Raw genomic sequence first — 15,463 nt, 5'->3', positions numbered from 1 at the left:
ACATCGTTGCCGCCTGTAAGCCGGCGCTCGAACACCGCTGCCGGGACGTGTCGCTTTTCGTCCAACGTATTCTAAACCATCTGCCTGTCGACATGCTTTCCGCGGCAGCCGAGGAACCTTCCCATTCCTTCCCATCCTCAGCGCGTGACGCGTCTGAAGGGATCCTTCACCGATTTGACATCCGAACCCTGGGCGGGTTTGAAGTCCGTCGTGAAAACGGCGCCCGCATCAACGATGCTGAATGGACCGGCATACGCCAGCAGCTGTTGCTGAAGGCGATTGTTGTCCATGGCTGCCGTGAGATTCCCAAGGACATTCTTATGGATGCCCTTTGGCCGGAAAGCAAGTATGACGCGGCCCTGAAACGCTTTAAGGTGACGCTTCACCGGCTGCGCCGGATTCTGGAACCGGATATGGATCAACGTTACGGCGCTTCTTGCATAATCCTGAAAGATAACCGGATCAGCCTGGACATGCGGCGATGCCGGGTTGACGTCAACGATTTCCTGGCCGCCTGCAATCTGGTCAGGCAGTTGGCGGGCGATGACGATGACCAGCGCCGTCTTTCGGCCTGCCGCAGGGCCATCGATATCTACCGGGGGGAATTTCTGCCCGAAGAGCTTTATCTGGGTTGGGCCGAGATGAAGCGCGCCGCTTTAAAAGATCAGTACCTCGCTGTGCTTGTGGAGATGGTGGAGATTCTTGAGCGTTCTGGTGATCTGGCCCAGGCGGTCCGGTATTGTGAGGCTGTGATCCAGGCTGATCCCCTGGCCGAGCAGGCTGCCCAGCGGCTCATGCGCCTGCTTCTGCGGCAGGGGCGAAGCAGCGCGGCCCTCCAGGTCTATCGCAACCTGACGCAGGCCCTGGCCAGCGAGCTGGATACCGGTCCCGATTCCTCAACAATTCGGATTTATGGGGAAATACTCAATCGCTGATGCATGCCGCGACCATCCAGCGGTCCCCTTTGAACCATGGTCAGAGGCCGGTTAAGTCCGGGCTGGACTTGGGACCCTTGTGTCCGGGGTCCTGTTTTTTATTGTTTGCCGCCGCGATTGTATCCTCCCTGTAACCCTGCCTGTGATAATTTCCTTTTCCAGGCACGAGGGTCGTTCACCTCCAGTGCCTGCGTACTTTGGTTTCGGACCTTCATCTGCTGAGCTGGCACCTCCGCTGAAGGTCCGGACCATCTTTCCGGCGCCTCAATGTCAAACCCATAAGGACCGGCTTGGTTTCAACCAGGTTGATGCAATCACGGACACGCGTTTCGATGAAAGGAGACCAAAGATGGATGTCAACCGAAGGCAGTTCATAAAAATTTCCGGTGCGACGGCGGCCGGTCTGGCCGTGGGCGGGTTGGGTTTCGACCTGAAACCGGTCAGGGCCCATGCCGGGATGCTGAAGACCAAGTATGCCAAAGAGACCACCACCATCTGCTGCTATTGCGGGGTGGGCTGCGGCGCCATCGTCCACACCAGCAACCGCGGTGACGGACGGGTGCTCAACATCGAAGGAGACCCCGGTCACGTGATCAACCGCGGGGCGCTGTGCTCCAAGGGCGCTTCCCTGAAGCAGCTGACTGAAAACGAGAATCGACTGACCGAACCCATGTACCGGGCTCCCGGAGCCAGCCAGTGGCAAACGGTCTCCTGGGACTGGGCCCTGGATACGATCGCCGAACGCGTGAAGGCCACCCGCGACGCCGCTTTCGAAATCACCAACGCCAAGGGACAGACCGTCAACCGCACCACGGCCATCGCCTCGGTGGGCTCTGCGGCTCTGGATAACGAGGAGTGCTGGATCTACCAGGCCATGCTGCGTGCCATGGGACTGGTATACGTCGAACACCAGGCCAGGATCTGACACAGCGCAACGGTTGCGGCTCTGGCAGAGTCGTTCGGACGCGGCGCGATGACCAATCACTGGATCGATCTGAAAAACGCGGACGTGATTCTCATCATGGGAAGCAACGCCGCGGAAAACCATCCCATCTCCTTTAAATGGATCGCCGAGGCCCAGAGAAAGGGGGCCACCCTGATCAATGTGGACCCGCGCTTTACCCGCACCTCATCCAAGGCGGACATCTATGCCTCCTTGCGTTCGGGCACGGACATCGCCTTCCTGGGCGGGATGATCAAATACATCCTGGACAACCGGCTCTACCACGAAGAGTACATGGTCAACTACACCAACGCCGCCTTTATCGTCGGCAAAAAATTCGGCTTCAAGGACGGCCTCTTTACCGGTTACGACGAGAAGAAGCGCAGCTACGATGCCAGCAATTGGGCCTTTGAACTCGACGACAAGGGGATTCCCAAAAAGGACCCGACGCTCAAGGATCCGCGCTGCGTGTTCAACCTGCTCAAGAAGCATTACGAGCGCTACACGCCCAAACTGGTCTCGGAAGTGACCGGCACACCGCAGGCCAAACTGCTGGAGGTCTACAAGACCTACGGCGCCACCGGCAAGCCGGGCAAGGCCGCCACCATCATGTATGCCATGGGCTGGACCCAGCACACCGTCGGTGTCCAGAACATCCGCGCCATGGCCATTATCCAGTCGCTTTTGGGGAATATGGGTGTCGCCGGCGGCGGGGTCAATGCCCTGCGCGGGGAGTCCAACGTTCAGGGCTCCACCGACCACGCCCTGCTGTTTCACCTGCTGCCGGGCTACCTGCCCATGCCGTCGGCATCCATCGTTTCCCTTGCCGCTTACAACGAGAAGTTCACCCCCAAAAGCAGCGATCCACGATCGGCCAACTGGTGGCAGAACCGGCCCAAGTATACTGCCAGCCTGCTCAAGTCCTTTTTCGGCGACAAGGCGACCGCCGAAAACGATTTTGGCTACAACTGGCTGCCCAAGGTCGATGACGGCAAGCCGTACTCCTGGATGGATATTTTCGACGCCATGTACGACGGTCAAATCAAGGGCTTTTTCGCCTGGGGCCAGAACCCGGCCTGTTCGGGGGCCAATTCCAACAAGACCCGCCAGGCCATGGCCAAGCTGGACTGGATGGTCAACGTCAACCTCTTCGACAATGAGACCGGATCGTTTTGGCACGGCCCCGGTGTGAATCCGGCCGCGGTTAAGACGGAAGTCTTCATGCTGCCGGCCTGTGTCTCGGTGGAAAAAGAGGGGTCCATCACCAACTCGGGCCGTTGGATGCAGTGGCGCTACGCGGGCCCCAAACCCCAGGGCAACAGCTTGCCCGACGGTGACATCATCATGGAACTGGGTCTCAAGCTCAAGGCGCTCTACGCCAAGGGCGGGGTATTTCCAGAACCAATTCTCAACCTCAAGTGGGATTACCAAAGCGGCCACAAGTTCGATGCCCACAAAGTGGCCAAGGAAGTTAACGGCTACTGGCTCCAGGACAAGACCATCGGCGACGTCACTTACAAGGCCGGGACCCTGGTGCCTAGCTTCGCCCTGCTCCAGGCCGACGGATCCACCTCCTCGGGCAACTGGCTCTACTGCAACAGCTACACGGAAAAGGGCAACATGGCGGCCCGCCGAGGCCAGGAAGACGCCCCCAACAACATCGGGCTCTATCCCGACTTCGCCTGGTGCTGGCCGGTCAACCGGCGCATCATCTACAACCGGGCCTCCTGCGATCCCAAGGGTCAGCCCTACAACCCGGATCGCTGGGTGGTCAAGTGGGATGCCGGGGGCAAGAAATGGATCGGTGATGTGCCCGACGGCGGATGGCCTCCTTTGCAGAATCCGGACGGCAGCTTGAATGAAGCCGGCCGCTACGCGTTTATCATGCGCAAGGAAGGCCATGCCCAGATCTACGGGCCGGGCCTCAAGGACGGTCCTTTCCCCGAACACTACGAGCCGCTGGAGTGCCCCATCGAGAAAAACCTGGTCAACAAGCAACGCATGAGCCCGGTGGCCCCGGTCTATGGCAGCGATGCCGATGCCCACATGACCTGCGATCCGCGTTTTCCTTTCGTAGGCACCACCTACCGGGTCAGTGAGCACTGGCAGACCGGCCTGATGACCCGGCCGCAGCCCTGGCTGATGGAGCTTCAACCCCAGATGTTTGTGGAGATGAGCGAGGAGCTGGCGGCGATGCGCGATATTAAAAACGGCGAACGGGTGAAGGTTTCCAGCGCCAGAGGTTCGCTGCAGGCTACGGCGATCGTCACCAAACGCTTCAAGCCCTTCACCATCGGGGGTAATACCGTCCACCAGGTGGGTGTGCCCTGGCATTTCGGCTGGCGGTGGCCCGACAGCGGCACGGAGGAGAGTGCCAACCTGCTCACTCCCTCCACCGGCGACCCCAACACCCGTATCCCGGAATCCAAGGCCTTCATGGTCAACGTGGTTAAAGCATAAGAGGAGGCAATGGCATGAGCAAATCGTTTTTTATCGACACCACGCGGTGCACCGGGTGCCGGGCCTGTCAGGTGGCCTGCAAGCAGTGGCATGACCTGCCCGCCGAAACAACGGAAAACCGGGGAACCTTCGAGAATCCGTCGGACCTTTCTTTTTCCACCTACAAACTGGTGCGCATGCGCGAGACGGAAAAGGACGGCCAGTTGAAATGGCTCTTTTTTCCGGAACAGTGCCGTCACTGCATCGAACCGCCGTGTTTAGAAACAGCTCAGGACGAGAGCGCCATCTTCAAGGATGAAAAAACCGGAGCGGTTATTTTTACGGCCAACACCAAGAACCTGTTTGCGGATGAAATTATCGAGTCTTGTCCATATAACATCCCGCGCAAAACGGAAGACGGTACTTTGGCCAAATGCGACATGTGCAACGACCGGGTGAACAACGGGCTGCTGCCGGCCTGCGTGAAGACGTGCCCCACGGGCACCATGAACTTTGGGGACCGGGACCAGATGGTCTCACTCGCCCGGCAGCGGCTGGCCCAGGTTAGTCAAAAACATGCACAGGCCCAACTTGTGGATGCCGACGACGTCAATGTAATCTATCTGGTAAGTGAAGCGCCTGCCGATTATCATGAATTTGTCGTAGCCGCCGCCGGCGCTCACGGCGTTACCCGCCACATGGCCTTGAGAAAAATGGTCAACCCGTTTATGCGGGTGTTGCGTCAACTGGCATAGCGGGCCTGCCGGCTGGCGGTATATGGGACTGTGGCTCCGGCCCTGTTTTCACCCGATAAAAGGAGAGGCTGCTGTGGTTGGGGCGCCTCTCCTTTCTATGATGGGATGCCGGCAGGCCCTTTTTGGGTGACGGCACCCATGGGAAAGGAACGATTTAATGACCAGCACGCCGGTCTGGAACGAAACGACCATTAAACAGGCCATTTCCCAGGTGACTGCTATGCGGCCGGCCTATACGACCATTTTGGGGTTTTATGGGCCGGTATTTGTGGCCCAGTCCCATGCTGCCGAAGACACTTGCCCAGAGGCGATCCGGATTGACCGATCGCTCCTGGAAATGCAATTAAAAGAAGGTTTTTCACTCATCGAGCCGGCTGCATTCACGGTCGACGTTCCGGCAGCTGAAAAACTGCTGGTGCAGATCTGCCGCATCGCGGTGCAGTCTGGTGAAAAGCTGGGCGGTGCCGGTGAAGTGTTGACCCGGGCCATGAACGAAGGCGTGCCCATGGCCCCGATGTTCAATGATGTTCTGGATGACAAGGGTCGGGTCCAGGAGCTCGCCAAAACCACGCACGCGCCGGCCGACATGCTTTCGCTGCTGCTCTATCTGGCCGTCAAACCCAGTATCGAGGCGGGTTCCCGTCAGTTGGCCGTCCATTTGGCGAGCAGCCTGGAAAATCGCGGCAACTGCCCGGTCTGCGGCCGCACACCCATTCTTGGGGAATTGGACGCCGAGGGGAAGCAATGGGTTCACTGCGGCTTGTGCTGGCATCGCTGGCCGGCAGCCCGCATGGCCTGTCCGTTCTGCCAAAACCGTGACAGCGCTGCCCTGGAATATTTCTTCAGCGATGATGAGCCGGAATTCCGGGTGAACCTATGCGGCGGGTGCAAAAGATACCTGAAAGTGGTGGACACCCGCAAGATGGACCGCCGTTTTTATGCCCCCCTAGAGCAGGTTACATCCCTTCATCTGGATCTTCTGGCCACGGAAAAGGGGTATATCCAGGCGGTGACGCCGGCGGGCGTGTTGCATTAGGCGGGTTTATCACTGGCACCCCGTCACGCGGCGGGTGGCACTTGAACCGGAGGGCCCGTCGGCGGCTACTCGCAGCGTTTGAAAATCAGAACCGCCATGCCGGGCATGGCCAGATGGATGGTCTCTTGGTCGACGACCCCCTCGATAACTCCGCCGGATTGGGTGTGCAACCGGATCTTGGTGCCGTAAAGGTCCCAGCGAAAGGGGGCGTTGTCGGTTTCCATTGACCAGATACCCCTACCGTCAGCCTGCAGCTCCAGGCTGACAGGGACACGGCCTGACATTCCCGGAGCGGCCGTCTGATACTTGCCGGCGATGCCCGCATGCCGGTCGCACTGCCATAACAGCAGCGGCAGCGCCAATGCCAGCAACACGACCCCGGCCAACGATCCGCGTGGACGACCCATTATATCTCCTTGACAATCCAATCGAGTTTGCGTTCCAGATGCAGGATTCTGTCATAGCAATAGACGTGAACGGCCATGGCGACCCACATCAGGTCCCGCACAAGGGTTTTCCAGCTGATGGGATCATCCAGCGTGTGAAAACAGCCGCAATCGATAGGGGCTTTCCATATCAGGTTGGCCGCAATGCCCACGCTAAACATCACCAGCAGTGAACCGGTTACGACGATGGCCGAACGTACGCGAATGCCGCACATGAGCAAAATACCACTGATCAGTTCGATCCAGGGCATGGTGACGGCCATCAGGTTGACACCCCAGTAGGGTACCATGCGATAACTGGCAATGGTCTCGGCGAATTCGGCCGTATAGTTGATTTTAAGCATGCCGGCATAGATGAACAGACCGGCGATGTAAAGGCGCAAGATCAACGCCAGATAGGGATGGGTCAACGTCGCATGTATCTTTGTCAGCGCGCTCATGGTGCGGTTGCAAACCCCCTGGCCTGCCAGGCGTTCAACCCGCCGCTGAGAATAGAGACGTTCGGATGCCCTCTTTCCGTGAGCTTGAACGCAACCTCGGCGTCGTAATGGCGGCTGATATTCCGGCCGTAAACCACGATGGGCTGCTCAGCGTCAAACTGGCTGAACCGCATCATATAGACAAAGTCGAAAAGGGCCAACGGTAAATTGAGCGCACCGGGAATATGGCCTTGATTATAGAATTCCACCGGTCGGGCGTCGATAAGGATGATTTTTTCGGCGTCCAGCAGGGTCTTGGTGATGTCGATGCCGCTTTGCGGCGCCGGGGGATAACGCCATATTTGGGGTACGATAGGGATTCCTGAGGGGCTGGCATAATTATAGACCAGACCCAGTGCCGTACCGGCGAATAGGATCAAGGCGACATCCATTATCGAAAGCCGTGTGGTCCGGGAAATGACGTTGACGATGGCGGCTTTGATGCGTTCACCGGCCCTTTCCAGCCCGGCAATTGTTCTTCGGCTCTCTGAAAGCGCCCGGACGGTTTTTTCCAGTTCGATGTTTTTTTGTTTCTGGCCGGCATTGAGCCGTTCTATGGTTTCAAAGGATCTGCTGTTTTTCAGAAAGGCCAAAAAAGTGTGGGTGAATGCCAGCAGCAGTTCTTGCTCCTGGACCCCATATTGGGTTTCAACCAGCCTTTTACCAAGGCATAGCACGCCTCGGGCGCCCTGATCGACTTTAAAAACAACGGCGACACTGCCTGGAGGTGAAAATAAATGCAGTGACTTCAATAGCTCCGAAGGCATCATGGTCGCTTGCATGACCCCCAGCCTGGCGCCCTGCCGAGATCCGAACACGACCTCAAGTTTCTCCTCGATCGCAGCGGATCCGGTCGGCTCTTCGCAACCACGCCGGATGGCATGGGTTTTGCTGGTGCTATCGTCCCAATACAGGATCGTTCCGCTATGGGCACTGAAAATGCCCAGCATAACCAGTAAAAAGGCATCGAGGACCTTGTCGGTCTCCTTGAGCCCGCTGAGTTCATGGAAGATATCGTTAAACCCGGAGAGCCGAAAGCGGGCTTCTTCCAACTCCTTTTGGGAGGTTTCGTTGCGCACGGTGTATTCGGCCACTCTTTGCCTGGCCTGATCCAACTCGTTTTCCAGCGTATGGATAATGGACTTGGTACCCGCGGCGCGGATCTCCAGCATCATATGATCCATCAGGTTGTATAGGAAGTCGATCTCGCTATCCAAAAAAGGGACGTCCTTGATGTTGACGCCGAGCCCCATCATGCCGATCGGGGTATGGCCCGTTCGCCAGGCCGCCAGAATGCGGATCCGGGCGTCGGCCAAAGGTCCCGGGCAATGGGGTGGATCCTGGGAGAGAATTCGGATTTCGCTATGAAAAGCGTCGGCTGAGGACTCCAACGCGCTAACATATTGATCGGCAAGATTTTGAAAGTTGTCCTCTATCCATGCCAAGGCGGCGCCATCCATACCGCGGGCCACCACTTTGATGCCGTTGGCTTCGGGTCGAAGCATGCCGTTGAATCCGCAAACGGCTCCCAACGTACCCATAGCGGTGAGAAGCGCACTTTCAATGATTTTCAGCGACGATTCGAGGCTGCTGAACTCCATTTGTGCGTCGCAGAGGGACTTGCGCAGGAAGCGGCGTCGATCGTCTTCCGAAATTGGTGGCGTCTGAGAGGAGGCGTTGTTCCTATCGGGGGTCGACATCACCTTATGGACCTGCCAGGGATTTAAGCAGGGTGTACAAAGCGTTCATATCTTCAATGATTCCCAGATGGGACCACAGGACCTCCCCGTCCCTGGTGGTCAGGATGTTGAACGGTGTCCGCGGCTCTCCCAGCCGTTTGTGAACGTCAAAGGCTTCATCGGCAATGACCGGGTAGGGAATGCGGGCCTCCTTGACCAGGTAGGCCGCCTCCATGGGCGTGGCACCGACGGCGATGCCCAGCAGCTTCACCTTGCTGGCTAACCGGGCGTCTTGTTGGATGCGATGGTAAAGCCGGTTAATGTGCGGCCGCTGCTGATGGCACAGGGGGCAATAGACGCCGATGATCTCCACCAGGAGCAGCTGCGCGGCTGCATCGGAGAGCTGAAACGGCCGGCCGGCCTCAACGCCCAGATAGTTGCAATCCTGTGGGGACGCCGGCGGCGCCAGGTGCATGACGGGCATCCGGTCGCCGACGCCGGGCGTCGCGGCCGGTTCGCACCTGCCCACACCGGGCCATCCCGCGATGAGGGCGGCGATGCTCAGCACCCCGATGAAATTTTTTAGGCGTATCATGGTATCGGCTCCCTGGTTTTGAGGCGGCGCATCGTGCTTTTATTCGCCCGGCCCCTGCAGATAGGTCTGGGCTTCCCGGTCAAGGGCAAAGATTTTCGCCAGGCGAGTGATGCCCACCATATCGAAAATCCGGGCCAAGTTTTCCGAAATGCCGCTGATGGCCACCTTACCTTGCCTGTTCTGGCGCTCGGCCAGCAATTGAATCAACACGCCGATACCGGCGCCGTTGATGGCGGTGCTGTCATGAAAACGCAACAGGATTCTGGCGTTTCCGGCCGCGTTTGTAAAGGCGGCCGTCAGTTCCCGTTCGGAGGAGGCCTTGATGTTGCCCTTGATTTCAATGATCCGGATGTCGTCGACCTCAAGGCTGTCGATGACGGCCGCCTCCGTCCGTACGGATTGGATGCGCACTTCCGCGCGCTGCAAGGCGGCATCCAGGGCCGAGCGATGAATGGGCTTGTTGATGAAGTCGGTGGCTTCGTGGTTTAGCGCCTGAACCGCCAGGTCCATATCCCCGTGGCCGGTGATGACAATCACCTCGGTTTCAGGTGCCTGGCTCTTGATGCGGTCCAGGACCTCAAAGCCGTCCATCCCCGGCATCTTGATATCGGTAAAGACAATTGCCGGGGACTCGGACTCAAAAATCTTCAGCCCCTGGGAACCGTTTTCAGCCAGCAGCACCTCATATCCATAGGCCCTGAGAAAGAGCTGGAACATGCTCAGGGTCGGCTTTTCATCGTCAATGACCAAAACCTTGCGCTTTGGCATCCTGCACTCCCCATGATCGCGAAAGTCCTGCAGCGCCCGGTTAGCGCGCCGCAGGAAAGCTCAGTTTAAAGGTGGTGCCCTGACCTTCAACGCTTTCGATATGGATCTGGCCGCCATAGTCTTCAACAATACCGTTGGTAATGGAGAGGCCCAGTCCCATGCCCTCGCCCATTTTTTTGGTGGTGAAAAAGGCCTCGAAAATCTGATCTTTTACCGCCGGATCGATGCCGCTGCCGGTGTCCGTCACCTCCACCACCACCTGATCGTTTGCCGCGTAGCTTTTGATGATGATGTTGCGTTGAGGATTCCCCATGCCCGTTTCCACCTTGGCATTGATGGCGTCCCGGGCGTTGGTCATCAGGTTGAAGATAACCTGCTCGATGTGGTTGTGGTGGGCCAGAATGGGCGGCAGACCGGCCGTCAGTTGCAACTGGACATCGATGTTCTGCAGCTGCAACTGACGGCCGATGATGTCCTGCACGGAGTTGATGGGATCGTTGATCAGAATCTTTTCTTTGGTGAAATCCGTTTTGCGTCCGAAGTCTCTCAGCCGCCGGATGATATCCACGGCCCGATCCACCTGGCTGCTAATTTCACGCACCACCTGGCAACACTCCTGTTCGGGGATGGGGATCTGTTTTTCGATCATCATCTCCAGAAACTCGCTGCCCATCTTGATGGCGTTGAGGGGCTGGTTGAGCTCGTGGGCGATGCCGGCGGACATCTCTCCCAGGCTCGTCATTTTGCTGGCATGAATCAGTTGGCTGTCCTTTTCGACCATTTCGGAGATGTCGGTGGTGGCCACAATCAACGCATGCTTGTTTTCATAAGGTGCCGGGCAGGCATGCACGTTGACAAAAAACGCCTCGCCGCCTTTTTTAAAATATTGAACCTTGGAGCTGACGGTGGTGACGTTGCCGGCCTGCTGGGTGTTGAATTCGGTCCATTGGCTGTCGTCCAGCGCGAAGGGCCCCAGGTCCGTGAACGGCCGGCCGACCAACTCCTCTTTGGTGTAGCCATAGGCCTCCTCGGCGCTGGGGTTGGCACTGAGGATCGCCAAGGTTGCGCTGTCCAGCACGAAGATGGGGTTGGGGCCGCTGGCGAACAGGGAGCGGTATTTGTTGTCCGACTCCTTGAGCTTGGCTTGGGACTCCTTGATGCGGTTGGTCATGTTGATGAAGGAGAGGGAGAGTTGGCGCACCTCGTCCTTGACGCTACCGTGGAGCAGTTCCTTTTCCATGTCCAACTGATAATCGAAGCTTCCCCGGCTGATTTCATCCGAGACCCGGGTCAGCTTGGTGATGGGCAGGGTAATGTATTGGGAGAGAAGATGGCTGACGATGAAAAAGAAGAGGGTCACCATCGAGACGAAACCCACGAAGGTGGTGCGCAGCTTGTTGATCAGCTGGTCGATGTGCTTTTCGTAGAGGCCCACGCGGACCGACCCGATGCGGTAAATACCCTCGTTCACGGCCACGGCCACATCGTAAACCGGGTCTTTGCCAGCGTGCAGCAATTGGATGCGAAAATCGCTTTCGGGGTCGATGGGGTTGGCGGCGGCGATCTGTTCCGGGATATCGCTGGTAAACGTATGGGCCAGGATCCGGTCCTGTTTGTCAAGGATCAACACATAGCCGACCAGCTCCCTGCGCCCGCCCAGGCGGGCGTCGAAGACCTGGCTGGTCAGGCGGGGGATGTTGTTGGTGAGGATGTCGCTCTTGCAGCTTTCGGCCACACTGTAGCCGATGCCCAGTCCGCGAAGCTTGAGTTCCGAGGTCAGGGTGGATATCAGGATCCAGCGGGTGAAAAGGGCAATCAGGACGCTGATCAGCAAAATGACAGCCGTGACGGAGAAGAAGATCTTGTTCTTCAGGCTGGCATTCTTGATGCCGGTAATCAGTGATTGAGCCATATGAACTTGCCGTCCTGCAGATGGGTGAAGTAGACCCGCTCCAGTCCCTGATGATTCTTGGGACTGAAGGACATCAGATTGGCAATGCCCAGATCCAAATTCCGGATGGACTCGATGGCATCGATGAACGTTTCGCGGGTCAGCTCCCGGCCGGCGCGCTGAAGCCCTTCCACCAGGACCCGGGCGTTGATATAGCCTTCCAGGCTGACGAAGTTGGGCTGGTCGGCGGGATAGTAGCGCTTCAGCAGCGCCACATAGTCCCGGGCCCCCCAAAGCTCCTGGTTGCTGTCCGACACCTCCGGCGGCGGCACCACCTGGGTCACGATGATTTTGGCGTCGATCCGGCCCAGCAGTCGGGCCAATTCATCGGCGCCGACGAAGGAGACGTTGTAGAAAACCGGCGAGAACCCCATTGCTTTGGAAAGCGTGATGAACTCGGCGCAGGGTTCATAGGTGCCGATCATCACCACCGCTTCCGCCTGCTCGGCCATGATGCGGCGCAATCCGTCAGCCACATCCAGAGTGCCGCGGATATAGGTACCCGTAGCCACCGGCACCAGGCCGTAGGCCCGCAACGCAATTTCCGCGCCCTTCAGGCCGTCGAAACCATAGGCGTCGTACTGATAGAAGACGGCGATCCGGTTGATCTTCAGTTCTTCGACCAGATGTTTCACTGCCGCGCCGGTCTCCTGGTAGTAGGACGCCCGTACGTTGATCAGATAGCGGTTGAGGGGTTCCCGAAGGGCGTTGGCGCCGGTAAACATGCCCACCACGGGAATCTTGGCCTCTTCCACCAGGGGCAGAATCTTGACCGTGGTGGGGGTGCCCACATAACAGAACAGTGAAAACACCTTGTCCTGGATTATCAGCTTCTGGGTATTGGCTACGCATCGGGGCGGGTCATAGCCGTCGTCATAGGCAATGACGTTGATCCTGCGGCCATGAATGCCGCCCTGTTCATTGATATGTTTGATATAAGCCAGGGCGCCGTGCAGGGTCTGGGTACCCAGATAGCCGGCGTGTCCGCCCAACGCCAGGGAAGAGCCAACCAGGATTTCGTCATCGGTGATGCCAAGGGATTGACTGCTGTGCGCCGTGTCCTGGTCGGCATTGCCGCAAGCCAGAACCATGCCGACCAGGATTAAGAGGATGGCGCAATTTTTCATTGGATGAAGTCCCGCAGTTTGCCTTCGAGAAATTCATAGGAGCATTTTCCGGGGATCTTTTCAACTATCCGACCGCTTTTTACCAGAAATATCATGGGAATGCCCACCAGATTAAACTGATCGATTACGGTTTCACCGACCCAGTATAACGCGAAATCCACGTGCTTTTTTTCCAGGACCCGCGCCATGGCCGCAGGACCCCCGGCATCGATACTGATGCCGATAAACCGAAGCCCTTGATCGTTGAAACGATGGTACAACCGATTGAGGGTGGGCAGCATCTCCTTGCAGAAGCCACACCAGGCGGCCGTGAAAAACAAAACATACTTGCCGCTGCCGTTGGTGATAATTTGGTTTAATTCGGCATCAGCCATCGTCTCGATTTGGGGCCGCGGCGCTGCAAAAGCATTGACCTCGAGGCAGCGCACTCCCGGCAGCGCGACAAGAAGAATGCTGAAAAAGCAGCCCAACCAGAAGTGACGGTTAACGTTCCTCATGTTGCCTATGATACAGATGAACCGCTGGAAAAGTCAAAGCCCAATAAACTGCCTGCCGAGGGTCGATGGAACTGCCCGGCCGGCACGTCCCGCCCAAAGGTTCGTTATCCCATCAACCCGGTGTAAAGAAAGACGCTGTAGGCGATGGTCAACAGGGCTCCCACGGCGCGGGGAAGCCTGCCGAGGAGGGAGATGAAAAAGAGGTGCAGCAACCCTGCTCCAAGGATGATCATGATACCCGTGGTCATCCGGGCGGACACCTGGACGACCGAAAAGAGGGCAAACAGACCGATGCACATGGGGATGCAGATGTGGCCGTCGCCCACCTGGGAGCTGTAGACGATGTCAGCCCGGCGGGCCCGGGCATAGTAAGCGGCCAGGACCGCATTGGGCAGCACCATGAGGCAGCCGCTGAAAATGCCCAACTGATCGTAGAGGATGAACCCCGGACCAAGGGCAATGACCCAGGCCACCAGGCTGTCGATGCCGTTGAGGACGCCTGCACCCAGCGCCACCACCAGCAGGCCATCAACAAGGATGGTCCAAGACAGGGTGCGCCGTTGGTGGATATTGTATTTGAGCACATCGAAAACGTGCAGCACCTGCCAGAACAGGAAAATGCCCACCAGAACCAGACCATCGCCGAAATCCAGGATCCCGTCGCGCCCAAGGGCCCACAGTGCACCACTGAAAAAAAGAACGGCCATGAGGGTCAGCATCAAAGACAGGCTGTTCAGGCGCTGAAGCTTGGACGCTGAGGTCCGTTTGGCCGGGTTGGATCGCGAAGGGATGATATTGAGGGTCCAGATCAGGGCCGGCAGGCCGATGAGCAGGGTAAGGTTGGTGACGTTGTTGACGATACAGTTTTCGACGATGACCGACCCACTGCCACCCTGGCGCCCGAGGGAGTAAGCGAACATCAGGTTCGGGAACCCGGAGGCGTAAGGCATGACCAGCGTGCCCAGCACGGTGCCTTCGAGGCCCTTGCGCTCCAATACGTTGAGGCGGTAGACCATGAGCATGGCGCAGGCCAGAAAAAGCCCCAGGGAATACCAGGGATCCAGGGATGCCGCAAATCCAAACCACCTGCTCAACTGCTCAAGGCTGCCCCGGCAATAGGCCACCGCCTGATCCGTGCATATCAGCAGGGGGGCTGACAAGCCGCTGCTATTCATCGGGGTGCCCGGCCACCAGTTCCTTCCAGCGCTGATCGAGGTCTTTGAGATGCCCGACCAGGATTTCCAACCGATCCACATCGGTGCGGGGGATATCCAGCTTTTCAGAGTAGTTATAGATTTTTTGCTTTTCGGGCAGCGTAAAAAAGCCATCCATGGAGGCGATCATGATGGCGTCTTTGAGCACGCGAAGGGCAGTTAAGCGGGACACTTTGTGGGTGCCAATTTCAAAATCCTTGTCCGTTTCCCTGAGCATTTGTTCATAATCGACACCCATCTGGATGGCCTGTTTACGAATGAATCGATACTCGGCTGGGCCGTTCTCCCTGTCGGCCCGGGCAATGGTGATCAGCATTTTCACGTAGGTTCCACGGTCGAACTCAGCGGTGTTTTCCTGGTTGGCGCCTGGCATGCCTTTTTCCTCCTGCCTTCGCTGAAAAGATGATGTTGCGAGATCAAGATATATTATGCAACCAACATTCCAAACCGTTACGTTTTTACAGTCGGCTGGATCCAGTCGCGGTCGGCCGGTCCGTCTGCGGTCAATGTTGTCGCATCACCGTCACCGGGCAGCTGTTTGATCGTGTTCACAGCTGTGTATGATATTATCGCCTGCTTTGGGAATTATTGCAGAAATT

At 57.8% G+C, this 15,463-nt stretch carries 14 protein-coding genes; 4 read left to right on the top strand and 10 right to left on the bottom strand.

The window, feature by feature from the left end:
* The 4 genes from R6V78_RS14580 to R6V78_RS14565 form a co-directional block, all read left to right on the top strand.
* A partial coding sequence (locus tag R6V78_RS14580; RefSeq protein ID WP_410290103.1) for a BTAD domain-containing putative transcriptional regulator occupies positions 1-935 on the top strand: 935 nt, incomplete at its 5' end.
* 349 nt (positions 936-1,284) lie between these two features.
* Positions 1,285-4,338 carry a formate dehydrogenase-N subunit alpha gene (gene fdnG, locus R6V78_RS14575; RefSeq protein WP_410290102.1) on the top strand — a complete coding sequence of 1,018 codons (3,054 nt, stop codon included), beginning with the start codon at positions 1,285-1,287 and terminating at the stop codon, positions 4,336-4,338.
* 14 nt (positions 4,339-4,352) lie between these two features.
* Positions 4,353-5,072: a 4Fe-4S dicluster domain-containing protein gene (locus R6V78_RS14570; RefSeq protein WP_410290101.1), complete on the top strand. Its 720-nt coding sequence runs from the start codon at positions 4,353-4,355 to the stop codon at positions 5,070-5,072.
* Between the two features lie 157 nt (positions 5,073-5,229).
* The gene (locus R6V78_RS14565; RefSeq protein ID WP_410290100.1) at positions 5,230-6,108 is read left to right on the top strand and encodes a formate dehydrogenase accessory protein FdhE; all 879 of its coding nucleotides are present in this window, start codon (positions 5,230-5,232) and stop codon (positions 6,106-6,108) included.
* 65 nt (positions 6,109-6,173) lie between these two features.
* Here the strand turns inward: R6V78_RS14565 and R6V78_RS14560 are convergent, their stop codons facing one another.
* From R6V78_RS14560 to R6V78_RS14515, 10 genes are all read right to left on the bottom strand, one after another.
* The gene (locus R6V78_RS14560; RefSeq protein WP_410290099.1) at positions 6,174-6,515 is read right to left on the bottom strand and encodes a hypothetical protein; all 342 of its coding nucleotides are present in this window, start codon (positions 6,513-6,515) and stop codon (positions 6,174-6,176) included.
* A complete protein-coding gene (locus R6V78_RS14555; protein ID WP_410290098.1) occupies positions 6,515-6,994 on the bottom strand; it encodes a MauE/DoxX family redox-associated membrane protein in 480 nt (159 codons plus the stop codon). The genes R6V78_RS14560 and R6V78_RS14555 overlap by 1 nt, the downstream gene beginning before the upstream one ends.
* Positions 6,991-8,733 carry a rhodanese-like domain-containing protein gene (locus R6V78_RS14550; RefSeq protein WP_410290097.1) on the bottom strand — a complete coding sequence of 581 codons (1,743 nt, stop codon included), beginning with the start codon at positions 8,731-8,733 and terminating at the stop codon, positions 6,991-6,993. The genes R6V78_RS14555 and R6V78_RS14550 overlap by 4 nt, the downstream gene beginning before the upstream one ends.
* Positions 8,734-8,737: 4 nt before the next feature.
* A complete protein-coding gene (locus R6V78_RS14545; protein WP_410290096.1) occupies positions 8,738-9,307 on the bottom strand; it encodes a peroxiredoxin family protein in 570 nt (189 codons plus the stop codon).
* 39 nt (positions 9,308-9,346) lie between these two features.
* Positions 9,347-10,075, bottom strand: coding sequence for a response regulator (locus R6V78_RS14540; RefSeq protein WP_410290095.1), 729 nt, complete (start codon positions 10,073-10,075; stop codon positions 9,347-9,349).
* A gap of 40 nt (positions 10,076-10,115) precedes the next feature.
* Positions 10,116-11,987: an ATP-binding protein gene (locus R6V78_RS14535; RefSeq protein ID WP_410290094.1), complete on the bottom strand. Its 1,872-nt coding sequence runs from the start codon at positions 11,985-11,987 to the stop codon at positions 10,116-10,118.
* Positions 11,972-13,153: an ABC transporter substrate-binding protein gene (locus R6V78_RS14530; RefSeq protein WP_410290093.1), complete on the bottom strand. Its 1,182-nt coding sequence runs from the start codon at positions 13,151-13,153 to the stop codon at positions 11,972-11,974. The genes R6V78_RS14535 and R6V78_RS14530 overlap by 16 nt, the downstream gene beginning before the upstream one ends.
* Positions 13,150-13,650, bottom strand: coding sequence for a peroxiredoxin family protein (locus R6V78_RS14525; protein ID WP_410290092.1), 501 nt, complete (start codon positions 13,648-13,650; stop codon positions 13,150-13,152). The genes R6V78_RS14530 and R6V78_RS14525 overlap by 4 nt, the downstream gene beginning before the upstream one ends.
* 104 nt (positions 13,651-13,754) lie before the next feature.
* Complete coding sequence (locus tag R6V78_RS14520; RefSeq protein WP_410290091.1) at positions 13,755-14,825, bottom strand: hypothetical protein; 1,071 nt, start codon at positions 14,823-14,825, stop codon at positions 13,755-13,757.
* Positions 14,818-15,237 (bottom strand): hypothetical protein, encoded by a 420-nt coding sequence (locus R6V78_RS14515; RefSeq protein ID WP_410290090.1) that lies wholly within the window; start codon positions 15,235-15,237, stop codon positions 14,818-14,820. The genes R6V78_RS14520 and R6V78_RS14515 overlap by 8 nt, the downstream gene beginning before the upstream one ends.
* Positions 15,238-15,463: the final 226 nt, after the last annotated feature.

Origin of the sequence: Desulfosarcina sp. (assembly GCF_046496365.1) — a bacterium.
In the GTDB taxonomy this organism is placed as follows: Bacteria; Desulfobacterota; Desulfobacteria; order Desulfobacterales; family Desulfosarcinaceae; genus Desulfosarcina.
Note: the sequence above shows the minus strand (reverse complement) of the source record. Positions and strands in the feature narration are given on the sequence as shown.